General features: G+C 40.5%; 5 protein-coding genes. 1 reads left to right on the plus strand and 4 read right to left on the minus strand.

Annotated elements, in window-relative coordinates:
- Positions 1 to 73: 73 nt before the first annotated feature.
- From CDG77_RS18540 to CDG77_RS18550, 3 genes are all read right to left on the minus strand, one after another.
- Positions 74 to 5,911, minus strand: a complete 5,838-nt coding sequence (locus CDG77_RS18540) for a trifunctional serine/threonine-protein kinase/ATP-binding protein/sensor histidine kinase (RefSeq protein WP_094330813.1) — start codon at positions 5,909 to 5,911, stop codon at positions 74 to 76.
- A 74-nt stretch (positions 5,912 to 5,985) separates the two neighbouring features.
- A complete protein-coding gene (locus CDG77_RS18545; protein WP_094330814.1) occupies positions 5,986 to 11,409 on the minus strand; it encodes a trifunctional serine/threonine-protein kinase/ATP-binding protein/sensor histidine kinase in 5,424 nt (1,807 codons plus the stop codon).
- Between the two features lie 77 nt (positions 11,410 to 11,486).
- Positions 11,487 to 17,330, minus strand: a complete 5,844-nt coding sequence (locus CDG77_RS18550; protein WP_094330815.1) for a trifunctional serine/threonine-protein kinase/ATP-binding protein/sensor histidine kinase — start codon at positions 17,328 to 17,330, stop codon at positions 11,487 to 11,489.
- Positions 17,331 to 17,415: 85 nt separating this feature from the next.
- On the opposite strand from CDG77_RS18550, the gene CDG77_RS18555 reads away from it, so the two are divergent.
- Positions 17,416 to 18,111 (plus strand): Uma2 family endonuclease, encoded by a 696-nt coding sequence (locus CDG77_RS18555; RefSeq protein WP_094330816.1) that lies wholly within the window; start codon positions 17,416 to 17,418, stop codon positions 18,109 to 18,111.
- A 69-nt stretch (positions 18,112 to 18,180) separates the two neighbouring features.
- Here the strand turns inward: CDG77_RS18555 and CDG77_RS18560 are convergent.
- Positions 18,181 to 18,548: sensor histidine kinase (locus CDG77_RS18560; protein ID WP_143857053.1), on the minus strand; the 368-nt coding region annotated here is incomplete at its 5' end.

The raw sequence follows: 18,548 nt of genomic DNA on the forward strand, positions 1-18,548 counted from the left end.
TTCCTAAATCCTTAAGATTTCCAGATTTAGTATTCCCAGATATCTGAAGTTGTTTACCAACAAGATCCAAACATTACACTGGAATTTCAATGTTAAATTCTGTACCTTCACCCAGAACAGAGTTAAAAGTCAATTTCCCGCCGTGGGTTGATTCAACGATTTGACGAGCGATCGCGAGTCCTAATCCTGTCCCTTTACCAACAGCTTTCGTCGTAAATAAATGGTCAAATATTTTTTGTTTTATCTCTTCACTCATCCCTTTACCATTATCATTAATGGCAATTTTAGCTAGATTATTTTCGACTGAGGTTCTAATTGTAATCCAGTTAGGATTAGCTTTTATTTCTTCAAAAGAGCGTCCCTGATTAGATTCATCTAATGCATCAATAGCATTTGCAAGCAAGTTCATAAATACCTGATTTAATTGACCAGGAAAACATTCAACCTGGGGCAAATCACCGTAATTGGTGATAACTTCAATGGCAGGACGTTGTTCGTTAGCTTTCAGACGATGTTTGAGAATGAGAATGGTGCTATCAATCCCTTGGTGGATGTTGAAAGGCACTTTGTAATCTTGGTCTGCACGAGAGAAAGTACGTAAACTGGTGCTGATGTTTTTCAGGCGATCGCACGCCATAGACATCGAATCAAGTATTTTTGGTAAGTCTGATAAAGTATAATCCAAGTCGATTTCTTCAGCATGGTCTGTAATTTCATCGACTGGATTTGGTAAATTTTCTTGGTAGAGTTTCAAGTGTTCAACAATATCAGCAATGCTGGGTTTAGCTTGTGTGAGACTGGCAGCAATAAAACCGAGGGGATTATTCATTTCGTGAGCTACCCCTGCGACTAAATTACCCAAAGCTGACATCTTTTCACTTTGCACTATTTGTAATTGGGCGTTTTGCAGTTCTTGCTCTGCCCGTTTGCGATCGCTAATATCCAATAAGAATCCATCCCAAACTATAGACCCATCGGCAAATTTTTGGATTCGAGCTTCCCCATGAATCCACTTGAGAATACCTGATACTGTGATAATTCGTCCCTCCCAGCGCCAGGGAGTCAGCGTTTGAATTGAATCTGCAATAGAGTCTTGGTGACTTGCAATATCATCTGGATGTATTCTCTCCAAAAGCAGCTGCACCGATGCCATCGCTTGCTCTGGAGTAATTTCGTAGAGTTTATAACAGTCTGCACTCATGTAGGGTAGAGACATTGCACCATCAGCAGATATGCAGTATTGATAAACAACGCCAGGAACATTATCTACCAATTTCTCAAAGCGAGAGTTACTCGCACTCAATTCGGCAAATGACTCCTCTAGCTGTTGGGCATAGTTCTGCGATCGCTCATAGAGTTGGGCATTTTCCAAAGAAATTGCGGCTTGAGTGCAAAGTAAATTGAGCAATTCGACGCGATCGCTGGTAAACGCCCCCGTTGCCAAATTATTTTCTAGATATAAAATGCCCCGCAACTTCCCTTGATGTAAAATCGGGCTACACAAGATACTATGAGGCTGTTGACGGATGATATACGGGTCATTGGCTAAAGTCGGATCGGCCGTCGCATCCAGTAGCACAGCAGTCTGTCTGTTGTTCTTCACTTTGTAAATCAGCTTTAGGGGAATATCTTGACTCTCCTCAACCAGAAGGCGCTGCAACACTACCGGCTCCGAACCCAGAGTAATTGACCCTTCGATCAGCAGGCGTTCGTCTCGCAAGAGCATTAGCAGGCATTTATCAGCCCCCGCATTTTCGATGACGATCTTCAACAACGATGAGAGCAGTTTTTCTAGTTCGATTTCACCGGAGATAGTTTGGGAAGCCTTGAAAATAGCAGCTAAATCGAGAGAATCGGAGACGGTGGAGGAAGAACTAGAAGAACTAGTGGAGGTGACTGTTCCTAATGCGAAGACGGTTTCGTTAACCGAGAGAGCCGTGCGAGTTTTTTGGAGAATAGGAGCCAAGAGTTGGGGATAGCGTCTTTCCAAGTCAGCAACTTTGGCTTTTGCACCCCAACGAGCATAGCCATAGTAAGCCTTCATCATGTATACCTGGGCAATCTCCTGTTTATCCCAGTCGAGGTAAAATTTTGCAGCTAGTTCATTAGCCAGCGCTTCTTCCTGAATATAATCATTTTCTTTGGCTCCAATGATGGCGCGATCGTAATGTTCAATTGCTTCGGCTTTATTGCCTAAAACCCGATGTTTTTCTGCCTCAACTAAATGCCATTTATGCAGATGATTCATCGGAGCATTTTGCGCCCACTGTTGCAAAGTGGTTTGATGGGTTTGGGCCAAAGACAAAAATTCGCCTTGCTCCGACTCTGGCTGTGTGGACAAGAGTGCCAAATGCGTCAGGGCTGTATAGAAATGGAAAATGGGAATAGAAATCATCCCTGATAGTGCCATTAAATACGGTTTCGCTTGGGTACTATATTCTAGGGCAGAGGTGTAGTTACCAGAAAAGTATGCCAGCATCAGTTTGTAAGTGTAAACAAGAGCGATCGCACTAAGATCCTTGTCCTGATGGTGCTTAGGAATCATCACCGTTTCATCATAGGCACTGCCAACTAAGCAATCTGACAGAATCCGGGCTTCCTTCAAGTTATGTACAGTTTGCTGCGTCATATCCCAATAAGTCAGGGCAGAATCTTGTTTTATCTGCACTAAGACAGCCCTGTAATCTGCTATTTCCTGTTCCCAAATATCCAGTTCTAACCCCGCAAAAAATTTGGCAATAAAGTAATTAAGCGAGTTATAGCCAGCGTTGAGAAAATCACCAGTTTCTATACCAGTTGCATAGCCATCTTTCATCGTCAGTGTTGTTACCATGAGCGATTCTTGATGATGTTGAACCCAGACAGCAAACAGCAGTAGAACTTTAGACTTGAATTCCCCGACATTAAATTGATCTAGCAAGTTGATTGCCAATCGCCCAAAGCTATACCCTGTTTTCACTTCTCCCAAAAAGGCACACAACACCATACTGTGAATCGCATACCCCACAGTCGAGCCTGGTGCATTGCCAAACTGGAGTGATAAACTCACCATCGTCGCGCTCAGTATGGGCAGTAATCCGGGCATTGCCGGTAGAATCGATGAAAATAATAATCCTAAGAGTTGCATAGCTGCCTGAGTCTGGCAATCGCTCATTACAGGTAGATCGACTAATTCCTCAATTCCTCTATCACCTTGAAGACTAGCTACGGTTTGTAGGGCTTGAGCAATTTTGGCTTCGTCAGGTGCAATGGGGAGTTCAACCCCCAATTGCAAGAGTGCATCTCTTCCGACTGCGATCGCTTCTAACATCTTGCCCTGGGCTGTCTGGGCGACGATTTGAATTTGGTAAATTTTGATTTTGTCTAAAATCGTCTCAGCTTTTTGTAACACCAGTGCTGCTATTTTTTCCATGCCATCAAAATCAGCATTCAAATAAGCAGCTTCGGTAGCAGCAACATGGAGATTCAGAGTCAATTCATATTGATCTTGCCAGCAGTTGGCTGTCAGTATTTCAATCCCTGTTTGTAAATAAACTCTTGCCGCAGTATAAGCTGTAGAATTTCTCGCCTTCACTCCAGCTTTGAAGTTAATTTGGGCTAATTCTTCCCGTTCTTGCGGTTGAGCTATTAGCTCAATTCCTTGGTTTAAATGTAGGGCAATATCAAACAGTTTTTCTTCCAGTTCTACTTCCGAGGAACTGTGCAGTAGTAATTTTCCAATTTTGAGGTGAGTTGCTTGTTTTTGCTCGTCGGGAATCAGGGAATAGGCAGCTTGCTGTACTCGGTCATGTAAAAATCTATATGAAGCTGTCCTTTGTCCTATGTCATTTGTCATTTGTTTGTTATTTTCTAATGACCAATGACTAATGACTAATGACGAATTTTGATAAAACTTATAAACATCACTAATCGGTAAAATCAACCCTTCTTGCAACGCTTTCCACAAATCTGAAGCCGTTTCGATTGGGGATTGTTCAGAAACAATTGCCAAAGTTTCTAAATCAAAAGAGTTGCCAATACAAGCAGCTAACTGTAATATCTGTTGAGTTGATTCTGGTAGTTTTCGCAATTGAAAACTCATAAAAACCACAACATCATCTGTAACCGCTTGCTGATTTACTTGTACGATGTCACATTGCCACCCCCCTGCCTGGTAAGGGGGGATTGGAGGGGTAAATTCAATTAGCCTATCTTGATGCAATGCTTTGAGAAACTGGGTTGCAAAAAACGGATTACCTTGAGTTTTTTGAGAGACTAATTGAGAAAGAGGCGATGCCAAACTTTCTGTACATTTAAGTGTATCGGCAACTAATTGATTCAGTATGACTTGATTCAGTGGTGCTAAAGTAATCGTATTAATCGTTGCTTGATTTTTTTGAATCTCACTCAAAGTCAACATTAATGGGTGTGCTGGCTTGACTTCGTTATCACGGTACGCACCAATTAATAAAAGATGCTTTGTCTCAGCCATCAATAGCTGCATTAACTTCAGCGATGCTGAATCTGCCCATTGCAAATCATCTAAAAACATCACTAAGGGATGTTCAGCACTGGTAAAAACTTGGATAAATTTTTGAAACAATAAATTAAATCTATTTTCTGCCGCCATTCCTGATAATTCTATGGCGGCTGGTTGTTCGCCAATAATTCTTGATAATTCGGGGATAACTTCAATAATTACTTGCCCATTTTCTCCTACAGCCTCTAATATTTGGTTTCTCCATTGCTGGATTTGGATATCACTTTCAGTTAATAATTGTCCAATTAAATCTCGGAATGCTTGCACAAAGGCGCTGAAGGGAATATTTCGTTGAAACTGGTCATATTTCCCTTTGATAAAATAACCCCGTTGACGCACAATTGGTTTATGAACTTCGTTGACAACCGCAGTTTTCCCAATCCCCGAAAACCCAGCTACCAGCATCATTTCTGTTGCACCAAGGCTAACTCTTTCAAATGCTTGCAATAGAGTTGATACCTCGGTTTCTCGTCCATAGAGTTTATCAGGGATGATGAAGCGATCGCACACATCCCTTTGTGCAATTTCAAAAGCGCTTATTATACCATTAAATTGTAGCTGATGTAAACAATTTTCTAAATCAAACTTCAGTCCCAACGCACTCTGATATCTATCTTCGGCGTTTTTCGCCATCAATTTCATCACGATATCTGAAATCACCTGCGGTATCTGATCTCTGATAACTAAAGGAGGTTGTTTTGCAATATGAGAATGTACCAACTCCATTGGATCGTTTGATTGAAATGGCAAAACTCCAGTAAGTAACTCGTAGAAAGTCACACCCAGAGAATAAAAATCAGTTCGGTAATCAATCCCCCGATTCATTCTCCCCGTTTGTTCTGGGGAAATATAAGCAAGTGTCCCTTCTAAGACGTTGGGGTTGATGAGTGTCTGCGTTTCTCGTGGTAGTAAGGAGGCGATACTAAAGTCGATTAATTTAACTTGTTTAGTTTCTGGATTAATTAAAATATTGGCAGGTTTGATGTCTTTATGAATAATTCGCTCCCGATACAATATATCTAAAATGTTGCAGAGTGCGATCGCAATTCGTAAAAACTCTTCACTAGAGGCGATATATCGCGTCTGGTCAGAGGTGAAATAATCTTTGAGAGAAATCCCGCCAAAGTCTTCCATCACCAACGCATAGCCATTTTGGTACGCTTCCAGGCTATGAGTTTGAACGATCGGGGGTGAGTTAAGATTTTTGGTAATGGTGTACTGATTGCGAAACGACAAGAGTTCAGAGAAGCTGGGATAAGGATTTTTCAGTAGTTTAATCACTACTGGTAATGAGTCAGTCTCTCGATACCCTCGATAAACTACGGTTCTCGAACCATTGTATAGTTCTTCACTGATGCGATATCCGGGAATACTAACACGATTGCTGACCATGCTGCTAAATTTTGAAGATTTCCAGATTTAGTATTCCCAGATATCTGAAGTTGTTTACCAAAAATCACTAAAAATTATCCCGGAATTTCAATGATAAATTCGGTTCCTTCACCCAAAACTGAGTTAAAACTCAATTTCCCGCCGTGGGTTTCTTCCACAATTTGACGAGCGATCGCCAACCCCAACCCCGTCCCTTTACCCACAGCTTTCGTAGTAAACAAATGGTCAAATATTTTTGATTTGATTTGTTCATTCATCCCCTTCCCATTATCAGCGATCGCAATTTTTATCATTTCATTTTCGACCGATGTTTGAATGGTTATGCAGTTAGGATTCGCTTGAACTTCTGCAAAACTGCGTCCCTGATTAGATTCTTCTAAGGCATCAATAGCATTAGCCAAAATATTCATAAATACCTGATTTAGTTGCCCAGGAAAGCATTCTACTTGAGGTAAATTACCATATTTGGTGACAACTTCAATCGCTGGACGAGTCTCCGAAGCTTTGAGGCGATGGCGTAAAATCAAGATGGTGCTATCAATGCCTTCGTGGAGATTGAAGGTTTGTTTTTGGTCGCTATCGGCACGGGAGAAAGTGCGGAGACTCTTGCTGATAGACTTGATGCGATCGCCACCATCTTTCATCGCTCTGATTAATTTGGGTAAATCATCCCGTAAATATTCCAGGTCGATTGTCTCTAATTCCTCTGCAATGGTGGGGCTGGGTTGCGGGAATTCCTCTTGATAGAGGTCAATCAGTCCAAATAGGTCATTGATGGAATTTTGGACAGCGGCAACGTTGCCAATAATACAGCCAACGGGATTGTTGATTTCGTGGGCAACTCCGGCGACTAAGTTACCGAGTGCAGACATTTTTTCACTTTGAACTATTTGGAGTTGGGCATTTTGCAGATTGTTTAATGCCTGTTCTAGTTGTTGGGCATATTGCTGCGATCGCTCATAAAGTCGGGCATTTTCCAAAGAAATTGCTGCTTGAGCGCAGAGTAAGTTGAGTAGTTCCACGCGATCGCTGGTGAACGCCCCCGTTGCTAAATTATTTTCTAGATATAAAATGCCCAGCAACTTCCCTTGATGCAAAATCGGGCTACACAAGATACTTTTCGGCTGCTGATGGATGATATAGGGGTCATTGGCTAAGGTGCGATCGGCACTTGCATTCACCAACACAGCAGTTTGCTTGTCATGCAAGACTTTGTAAATCAGCCTGTGGGGAATGTCCTGGCTATCTTCAATGGGAATACGCTGCAAGACAACTGGCTTTGAACCTGTGGTAATTGACCCTTTGATTAACAGGCGCGAGTCTCGCAAGAGCATGAACACGCATTTATCAGCCCCCGCATTTTCGATGACGATCGTCATCAACGATGAAAGTAGATTTTCCAGTTCGATTTCAGCGGAAATAGTATGAGAAGCTTTGAGAATAGTAGCTAAATCTAAAGCCAGAGAAACATTACTACTGGATATGGCTGAACTGGTGGAGGTGACACTACCCAATGTGAACAGAGTTTCGTGAGTGGAGAGAGGAGAACGGGTTTGCTCTAATATAGGTCTAAGTAGTTGCGGATAGCGAGTTTCTAGGTCAGCGACTTTGGCTTTTGCACCCCAACGAGCATAGGCATAATAGGCTTCAATCATGTAGTCCCCAGCAATGCGCTGTTTGCCCCAATCTAGGTAGAATTTTGCTGCCAGTTCGTTAGCAAGTGCTTCTTCTTGGGTATATTCGTTGGCTTTGGCTAGAGTTATCGCCTTGTCGTAAAACTCAATTGCTTCGGCTTTTTGTCCTAACACTCGACATTTTTCTGCCGCTACCAAATCAACCTTATGTTGATAATTCATGGGTGCATGATCCGCCCATTGCTGTAACTTGGTTTGATTTTCTGTTACACTCTGCAATGCTTCTGATGTTTCATCTAACTGTGGATTTAATTGTGCCAAAGTTAGCAGAGAATCATAAAGATAAAATACTGGTTCGGTGACTAATCCCGCACCAGCCATAAAATAGCGCCTGACTTCAATAGCATGATTTTTCGCTGGCTCAATTTCTCCAAACAAGAAACAAAGCATTAGTTTATACAAATGGAAAACATACAATCCATATCCATCTTTGGCAGACTGTAGCTGCTGGAGAAATTCTGTTTCTTCAAGAGCTTTTCCAGACAAAAGGGTGGTATGTTCTGCAAGACCTAGCAGATTTAAAACAGGTTGCCAATAAATCCGGCTATAATTTGCGGTTGTCAATTGATTTAATTGCATCAAACTATGGCAGTAGGCGCAAATATCCTGCTCTAAGGTAGCGAGGGGTTGACTGCTCCAAAAAGAATTGAGACAAAAACTGTGGCCATTGTACCCAGCAAGTACCAAGTTCCCAAATTCTATGGCAGTGGTGTAACCTTCTTGCAAGAGGGGTAGTGTTTCTTTAATGTGAGATTTGCGGTGTACAACAAATAACCCCAACATCATCAAAACATCTGTTTTACTTGCTTTGGCATCGAGTTTTGAAATAATTTGGAGTGCCAGGGAAGCAAACTGCGATCCTGTATCCACGATTTGGAAGAAATTGCAGAGAATATTGGCATAGTTCGCATAGCCGAAAGCAGAAGTCGATGTGTTACCGTACTGAATCGAGAGTTTAACGGACAAAGTATTCAGCAATGGGTACAGCGCAGAGCCAGTGAGGTAAGCTGCTGGGCTGATGATATTGACAATTTGAAGAGTACCGAGTTTTTCTGCATCGGTCATTTCAGGCAAGTGAACCAAATCAGCGATTTCCCGATCTCCAATGAGTTCCTTAATCTGTTGGATTTCCTGTTGAATATCTGATGGTGTCGGTGTTTCAGGAAAGGTTATACCAAGCTGTTGTAAGATTGGTTGGGCGATCGCGATCGCTGATGTCAGTTTACTTTGGGAAATATGAGATTGAATTCTAATACAGTAAACGTTGACTTTTTCAGGTAAGGAGCGTGCCTTTTGAATAACAATATCAATGAACTGTTCCATCACCTCAAAGTTACCGTTTAGCATTGCTACTTCCGCAGCTAATTCATATAAGGCGAGGGTCATTTCATACTGCTGCTGCCAAGTATTTTCTTCTAACAAAGACAATCCCACTGTCGCATATTCACGCGCTGCTTGATAGGCGGTTGAAGTTTTAGCTTTGCGACAGGCAATTAAATTGAGTTGGGCTAATTCTTCTCGTTGAGTTGGTTGGGTAATTAAAACAGTTCCGTGATTTAATTGATTGACGATTTCAAAAATCCGGTCAACTCTAGCTTGTGCGGAAATCTGTTGTAGAAGCAGTTGTCCGATTTGGTAATGAGTCGTTTGTTTTTGGTCATCGGGAATTAAGGAATAGGCTGCTTGTTGAACGCGATCGTGTAAAAATTTATAAGAAACTGTCATTTGTCCATTGTCATTGGTCATTTGTTTTTGACTATCTACTAATGACAGATGACTAATGACTAATGACTCTTGTTGATAAAACTTATAAACATCACTGAGCGGTAAAATCAAACCTTCTTGCAATGCTTTCCATAAATTGGCTGCGGTTTCTACTTCTGAGTGTTCTGAAACAATTGCTAATGTTGTTAGATCGAACTGATTGCCAATACAAGCGGCTAACTTCAGAATATTCTGGGTTGCTAAGGGTAACTTCTCTAACTGCAACGCCATAAATTCTACGACATCATCGGTCAAGGCTTGTTGATTAATTTTGGACAGATCGCATTGCCAACAGCCTAACTCCAAGTTAAATTGAATGAGATTTTCTTCGTGTAGGGCTTTGAGAAATTGGGTGGCAAAAAATGGGTTGCCTTTAGTTTTTTGATAGACTAATTGTGAAAGGGGTAATGCCAAAGTTTCTGTACTTTTTAGGGTATCAGCGACTAATTGATTGATTTGGGATTGACTCAGGGGTGTTAAAGTAATAGTATTAATGACTGCTTGGTTTTTTTGGATTTCACTCAAAGTCAGCATTAATGGATGGGCTGGATTGACTTCATTATCCCGATAAGCACCAATGATGAAAAGATGACCTGTATCAGCCATTAATAGCTGCATCAACTTTAATGATGCTGAATCAGCCCATTGTAAATCATCTAAAAACATCACTAATGGATGTTCGGCGCTAGTAAAGACTTGGGTGAATTTTTGAAACAATAAATTAAAGCGATTTTGGGCTGCCGTTCCTGATAATTCTACTGCTGGTGATTGTTCGCCAATGATTTTTTCTAATTCGGGAATGACTTCAATAATTACCTGACCGTTCTCTCCAACAGTTTCTAATATTTGATTTTTCCATTGCTCTAGTTGGACATCACTTTCGGTTAACAATTGCCCCATTAAATCCCGAAATGCTTGTACAAAAGCAGAGAAGGGAATATTGCGTTGAAATTGGTCATATTTCCCTTTGATGAAGTAGCCGCGTTGCCGAACAATTGGTTTATGAACTTCGTTGACAACGGCGGTTTTCCCAATACCCGAAAAACCTGCTACCAGCATCATTTCTGTTCCACCAAGACTGACTCGCTCAAATGCTTGCAGTAAAGTTTCTGCTTCGGTTTCTCGTCCGTAGAGTTTGTCGGGAATGATGAAGCGATCGCAAACATCCCTAAGCCCAATCTCAAAACCTTTAATTATACCAGAAACGTGTAGTTGATGTAAACAATTTTCTAAATCAAACTTCAGTCCCAATGCACTTTGATATCTGGATTCGGCATTTTTTGCCATCAATTTCATGACAATATCACAAATAACTTGGGGAATCTCTTCTCTATTGCCTAAAAGTGGTGGAAGTTTAGCAATATGAGAATGTACCAACTCCATCGGATCGTTTGATTCAAATGGTAAAACTCCCGTAAGTAATTCGTAGAATGTCACACCCAAAGAATAGAAATCTGTGCGGTAATCAATCCCCCGATTCATCCTCCCCGTTTGTTCTGGGGAAATATAAGCTAGTGTCCCTTCTAAAACATTAGGATTGACAAGTGTCTGCGTTTCTCGTGGTAGTAAAGATGCAATACTAAAGTCGATTAACTTAACTTGTTTGGTTTCGGGATTAATTAAAATATTGGCTGGTTTGATATCTTTATGAATAATCCGCTCTCGATACAATATATCTAAGGTATTGCAGAGTGCGATCGCAATTTCTAAAAACTCCTGTAGAGATTGCCCCCTTACCTTAACTTCCCAATCCTTGAGAGAAATCCCCCCAAAGTCTTCCATCATCAGCGCATAGCCATTTTGGTATGCTTGGAGGCTGTAGGTTTGGACAATCAGAGGAGAGTTGAGATTTTTAGCAATGGTGTACTGATTCCGAAACGACAAGAGTTCGTTGAAATCTGGATATGGATTTTTCAGCAATTTAATGGCTAAAGGTAATGAGTCAGTCTCTCGATATCCTCGATAAACTACGGTTCTCGAACCATTGTAGAGTTCTTCGCTGATCCGATATCCGGGAATACTGACAAGAGTGCTAACCATATATACTGCTAAATCCTTAGATTTCCAGGTTTAGTATTCCCAGATATCTGAAGCGTGTTTAACATTACATACAAAACTTATACTGGGATTTCAATGATAAATTCTGTCCCCTCACCTATAACCGAGTTAAAACTTAATTTTCCGCCGTGGGTTGATTCGACAATTTGCCGAGCGATCGCTAACCCCAACCCTGTACCTTTACCAACAGCTTTCGTAGTAAATAAATGGTCAAATATTTTTTGTTTAACTTGTTCATTAATTCCCTTACCATTATCCCGAATGGCAACTTTAACGAGATTATTTTCGACTGAGGTTGTAATAGTAATGCAGTTAGGATTGGCTTTAATTTCTTCAAAGCTGAGTCCATGATTAGATTCATCTAAGGCATCAATAGCATTAGCAAAAATATTCATAAATACCTGATTTAATTGACCGGGAAAACATTCTACTTCAGGTAAATTACCGTAGTTTGCAACAACTTGAATCGCCGGACGTTGTTCATTGTCCTTAAGACGATGTTTGAGAATGAGAATAGTGCTATCAATGCCTTGGTGGATATTGAAAGGTACTTTGTAGTCTCGATCGGCACGAGAGAAAGTTCTTAAACTGGTGCTGATGTTCTTTAGCCTGTCACACGCCATAGACATAGAATCAATCATCTTGGGTAAGTCTTCTAAGCTATAATCCAAGTCGATTTCTTCGGCGTGGTCTTTGATTTCATCGCTTTTGTTGGGGAAACTTGATTGATATAGTCTGAGATGTTCAACAATATCAGCGATAGTAGGTTTCGCTTGTTTGAGACTAGCAGCAATAAAACCAAGGGGATTATTCATTTCGTGAGCTACACCAGCAACTAAGTTGCCTAGTGCAGACATTTTCTCAGTTTGCACCATTTGTAATTGTGCTTGTTGCAGGTTTTGTAAAGCAGCTTCTAGCTCTTGTGCTTTTTCTTGAAGTTGGACTTCGGCAACTTTGCGTTCGCGTAGCGCAGCTTGCTGTTCTGTAATATCATCTGCTAGGGAAGCAACTCCGATTAACTCGCCATCTGCACTTACAAGGGGATTATTATACCAAGCACAAATGATAATTTTACCATCCTTTGTCAAATTTTCATTGATACTGTAATTGCCGCCCTCCTGCGAGATAATTTCGACGCTGACTCGCTCCATTTCTCCTTGAATCTTTTCAGGAATGATGAATTTGAATCCACAACCCAAAGCCTCTTGTTTGCTGTAGCCAAAGATTCTTTCTGCGGCTGGGTTCCAGTCAGTAACTTGATAATTGGTATCCCACTCTATGACTGCTAGTGGAGTTTGCTGAACCAATAGCTGGAGTCGTTGCTGGGATGATTGCAAGACAGACTGGGCGGTGCTTAACTCCTCAAGCGATCGCTCTAGCTGTTGGGAATACTCTAGCTGCTGCTCGTAAAGTCGAGCATTTTCCAAAGAAATTGCGGCTTGGGCGCACAGAAAGTTAAGGAGTTCGACGCGATCGCTCGTAAATGCCCCCTTTACTAAATTATTTTCCAGATATAAAATGCCCAGTAATTTGCCTTGGTGTAAAATCGGGTTGCACAAGATACTTTGAGGCTGTTGACGGATAATATAGGGGTCATTGGCGAAAGTGATATCTGCGGTTGCATCCAACAAGACAAAAGTCTTTTGATTGCGCTTGACTTTGTAAATGAGCTTGTGGGGAATATCCTGACTGTCTTCAATGGGAAGACTTTGCAATACAACGGGTTGTGTTTCCTGGCTAATTGATCCGGCAATTAGTAAATGATTGTCTTGCAACAGCATTAACACGCATTTATCAGCCCCGGCATTTTCGATGATGATGGAAAGTAAGGATGAAATTAGTTTGGAAAGTTCGATTTCACCAGAGATCGTTTGAGATGCTTTGAGAATTGCTGTTAAATCTAGGGTATCTGAAACACTGGTACTGCTAGATGTGACAGTCCCCACGGTGAAGATAGTTTCGTTAGTTGAAAAAACCGAACGGCTTTGCTGTAATATAGGCGCGAGTAATTGGGGATAGCGTTGTTCTAAGTCGGCGACTTTGGCTTTTGCTCCCCACTTCGCATAACAATAATATGCTTCCTGCATATAACCTGCGGCGACTTTCTCTTTTCCCCAGTCGAGGTAAAACTTTGCTGCTAATTCGTTAGCTAAACCTTCTTCTTGGATATAGCCATTTTCTTTAGCACCAGCGATCGCGCGATCGTATAAGTCTATGGCTTCAGTTGTCTTACCCAAGATTTGATGTCTCTGAGCTTCTACTAAATCATACTTATGTAAGAAGTTCGTGGGAGCATAATCTGCCCATTGCCGCATTTTTGCTTGCTTTTCCAAGACATGAAGCCAGATGTTCTCTTTTTGCTCCACATCTATTAATTCAGAATATCCAGCTAATTGAGTTAATGTATCATACCAATAAAAGATAGGAACCCAGAACATTCCTGGAACTCCGTCTAAATATTGCTCGGCTATGACTGCAATTTTCTTAGCTTGTGCAATCTCTCCAAATAAGTAACTTAGCATCAGTTTTTGAATATATAGAAAAGCCAAGGCAGTGCGATCGTTAGATTGATTGAGCCGTGGTATTTCTATATTTTCACTAAAAAAATCGCCTTCCAAAAACTCAGGATTTTCTACTTTAATAACTAAATTCATCACAGTTTGTTGAAGACTGTTAATGTTTTGTAGGCAAGATTTCTGTTTAAGCTTGGCAATCACTTCGCCATAAATTGACATTTCTCGTTCGAGTTCAAATAGTTCTTTGCCATAATAATAGGCATAACTTAAATAATTCATAATACAGTGGGAAGCATTTTGAATGTCACCGCTTTCTAAACCACTTTGATACCCTTCTATAAAAAGTTGAGTTGCTATTCTGAGCGATTTTTTCCAAAACTGAACTGCGGCGCAAGCTACATTAATTGTTTGAGCTTTACTGTCTTTGACTTTGGCATCTTCTAATAGCCTTAAAGCTAACTCACTAAATTGATAGCCCAGATCGATATTGTTGACAATTGCACACAAAAGTAGCCCGTATTTAGCATAAGCAGAGGCAGACTCAGAGGCGTTTCCGTATTCTAGAGATAAATTAACTTGCTTTAAGATAATCAACGGTAATAATTTAGGACTTGATAGATAAGTGGAGGCAAACATGGTTGACAGAATCCGCATCACTGCAAGCTTATACGGATCTGTCATCTCTGGTAAATCGATTAAGCTTAAAGTATCTCTGTTGTCTAGAATTAATAATGTTTCTTTGAATGCTTGCTCAGTTTCAGAAGTGTCTGGTTCTAGGGAAAATTTCTCTCCTAAAAGTTCGAGAACATCAAGAGCTAATTTGACAGCATCAAGCAACTTATTCTGAGCTTGAAATTTCTGGATTTTTAGCTCATAGGATTTTATTTTGTCGAGAAGCGGATTGTCTTTTTGCAAAACCACTTCAGTCAACCGATCCATCTGTTCAAAATCGCCACTGAGATATGTACCTTCTGCGGCTGTTTCATATAGTGCTAATGCTAAAGGATATTGATGTTGCCAACAGTTTGCCTCTAGTAATTTGATCCCGAAAAGAGCATACTCTGCTCCAGCACTATAAGCCGTAGAAATGTTCGCCTTTTGTCCAGCAGCTAAATTTAACCGAGCTAACTCTGGTTTCTCTGTTGAATGAAGTAACTCAAAACCTAGATTTAAATGACCTACAATGTCAAATAGGTATTCTTCTTGTTCGATCTGAGAATTTCCTTGCAACAAAAGTTGCCCAATTTTTAAATGCTTTAGTTGTTTTTGGTCATCAGGAATCAGAGAATAAGCCGCTTGTTGCACTCTGTCGTGTAAAAATTTGTAAGTAACAATCTCCTGATTTTCGGAAGTAGATATTATCCTTTCTTGCCCGACGTAAAACTTATAAACATCCCCAATTGGTAAAATCAATCCTTCTTGTAATGCTTTCCATAAACAGGCTGCGGTTTCGATTTGAGATTGTTCAGCAACAATAGCCAAAGTTCCTAAATCAAATTGATTACCGATACAAGCTGCTAACTGCAACACCTGCTGAGTTGATAGCGGTAGTTTTTGCAGTTGTAAACTCATAAAAGCTATCACATCATCTGTTGCTGCTAAAGTTTTTATCTGGATAATGTCACACTGCCAACAATTTAATTCAAAGTCAAATGTGATTAATTTATCTTGATGCAACGCTTTGATAAACTGTGTGGTAAAAAATGGATTTCCTTGAGTTTTTTGATATACTAATTCTGCTAGAGATGATGCTAAATTATTACTGCATTTGAGTGTATCAGCAACTAACTTATTGACTTGTACCTTACTTAATGGTGCTAAGGTAATCGTGTTAATTATTGCTTGTGTTTTCTGGATTTCACTCAAGGTCAACATTAATGAATGTCCAGGATTGACTTCGTTATCACGATATGCACCAATAATGAAAAGATGCCCGGTATCAGCCATTAATAGCTGCATTAACTTTAGCGATGCAGAATCAGCCCATTGCAAATCATCGAGAAACATCACTAAGGGATGTTCTTTAGTTGTAAAGACTTGGGTGAATTTTTCAAACAATAAATTAAAACGATTTTGCGCTGCTGCTCCTGATAATTCTGCTGCTGGTGGTTGTGCGCCAATAATTTTCTCTAATTCGGGAATAACATCAATAATTACTTTTCCATTGTCGCCAACAGCCTCTAATATTTTATTTTTCCACTCCTCTAGTTGAACATCACTTTCTGTTAACAATTGACCCATTAAATCGCGGAATACTTGCACAAAAGCACTGAAGGGAATATTCCGTTGAAATTGGTCATATTTACCTTTAATAAAATAGCCCCGTTGTCTAACAATGGGTTTATGAACTTCGTTGACAACGGCTGTTTTGCCAATCCCGGAAAACCCAGCTACCAGCATCATTTCTGTTGCGCCAAGGCTGACTCTTTCAAATGCTTCTAGTAGGGTTTGAACTTCCTGGTCTCTGCCATAAAGTTTATCAGGAATTATAAAGCGATCGCACAAATCCTTACTAGCAATTTCAAAGCTTTGAATTTCACCAGTTTCTTTTAGCTGATGTAAACATTTTTCTAAATCAAATTTCAATCCTAATGCACTCTGATATCTATCTTCAGCATTTTTCATCATCAGTTTACTGACAATTTCTGAGATAATTGCCGGAATCTGTGGATTAATTTTATGTCCTAAAGGTGCTGTTTTAGCAAGATGAGAATGTACCAATTCCATTGGATCGTTTGATGCAAATGGTAACTCACCCGTGAGTAATTCATAAAAAGTTACACCCAAGGAATAAAAATCTGTGCGATAATCGATTCCCCGATTCATTCTCCCTGTCTGTTCAGGAGAAATATAAGCTAGTGTTCCTTCCAACACATTGGGGTTAACAAGGGTTTGCGTTTCTCGTGGTAGAAGTGATGCAATACTAAAGTCAATTAATTTGACTTGTTTGGTTTCGGGATTAATTAAGATATTGCTGGGTTTGATATCTTTATGAATAATGCGCTCGTGGTAGAGAATATCTAAGGTGTTGCAGATTGCGATCGCAATTTCTAAAAACTCCTCTATAGACGCGATATATCGGGTTTCTAGAACAGCAAAATATTCTTTTAAGGAAATTCCCCCAAAGTCTTCCATCACCAGCGAATAGCCATTTTGGAAAGGTTCTAGGCTATAGGTTTGAACGATCAGGGGTGAGTTGAGATTTTTGACAATGGTATACTGATTGCGAAACTGTACTAATTCCGAGAAACTGGGATAAGGATTTTTCAGCAGTTTGATCGCTACAGGTTCTCGATCGATTTCTCGAACTGCACGATAAACCAAAGTGCGAGAACCATTGTAGAGTTCTTCACTAACTTGATATCCGGGAATACTAACTAGAGTCATTGTTCTGCCACCAAAATTTTGACAATTCTGGATTTAGTATTCCCAGATCGTAAAATGGGTTTATTGTTGCGAGGGAATTTATCCTATGGAATACTCCATTCCCTTACCCCTGCTCCCAACTTCGGCTGAACTCCCCGATTCTGATGATACTCCTGTGGATAACGAGCTGCAAAACCTGATTCCTAACTTACTGTTAGCTATTTTGTCCGCAATTTGGAGCGATCGCACCGATTGGTTTTTTGGTGTAGACATGAGTATCTACTACCTCCCAACTGCACCGAGAAAATCCATTGTCCCCGATGGCTTTTTGAGCTTGGGTGTCCAACGACGGCGACGACCGCCGAATGGAAGACTCAGTTATGTGCTTTGGGAAGAAAATTGGACACCACCCATTTTGGTTGTCGAAATCGTCTCTCAAACCTATGGTGGAGAATACGATATTAAAATGGGCAAATATTTAGATTTAGGGGTATTGTATTACGTCATCTACAATCCAGAATATTCGCAACGAGATAATCACGCTCCCTTTGAAGTGTATCGACGGGTTGATGATGAATTTGTGTTGCAATCGCAAGAGCAGTTTTGGATACCGGAGTTGCAGTTGGGAATTGGGGTAGCTGCGGGGATTCATAAAGGTTGGGAGCGAGACTGGTTATTTTGGTTCGATCGAGATGGCGATCGCTTCCTTACCCCCGATGAACGCATAGAACAGGCTGAACAAGCCCTACAAGACTTGCGTTATCGTCTTCAACAGCGAGGTATCGATCCAGATAATTTGTAACGTGAAAATCTGCGGTGTCCAGATCCCCGACTTCGTAAAAGTTGTCGGGGATCTTATTTTTCAATAAATTTACACCGGAATTTCAATCATAAATTCTGTACCTTCACCTAAAACAGAGTTACAACTTAATTTACCGCCGTGGGTTGATTCGACGATTTGCCGAGCGATCGCCAACCCTAATCCAGTTCCTTTACCAACAGTTTTCGTAGTAAATAAATGGTCAAAGATTTTTTGTTTGACTGATTCATTCATTCCCTTGCCATTATCAGTAATGGTAATTTTAACCAGATAATTTTCTACTGATGTGGTAATTGTAATTCGGTTAGGATTGGTTTTGATTTGTTCAAAACTGCGTCCCTGATTAGATTCATCCAAGGCATCAATAGCATTAGCCAAAATATTCATAAATACCTGATTTAGTTGCCCAGGAAAGCATT

Origin of the sequence: Nostoc sp. 'Peltigera membranacea cyanobiont' 213 (assembly GCF_002245975.1) — a bacterium.
Taxonomy (GTDB): Bacteria; Cyanobacteriota; Cyanobacteriia; order Cyanobacteriales; family Nostocaceae; genus Nostoc.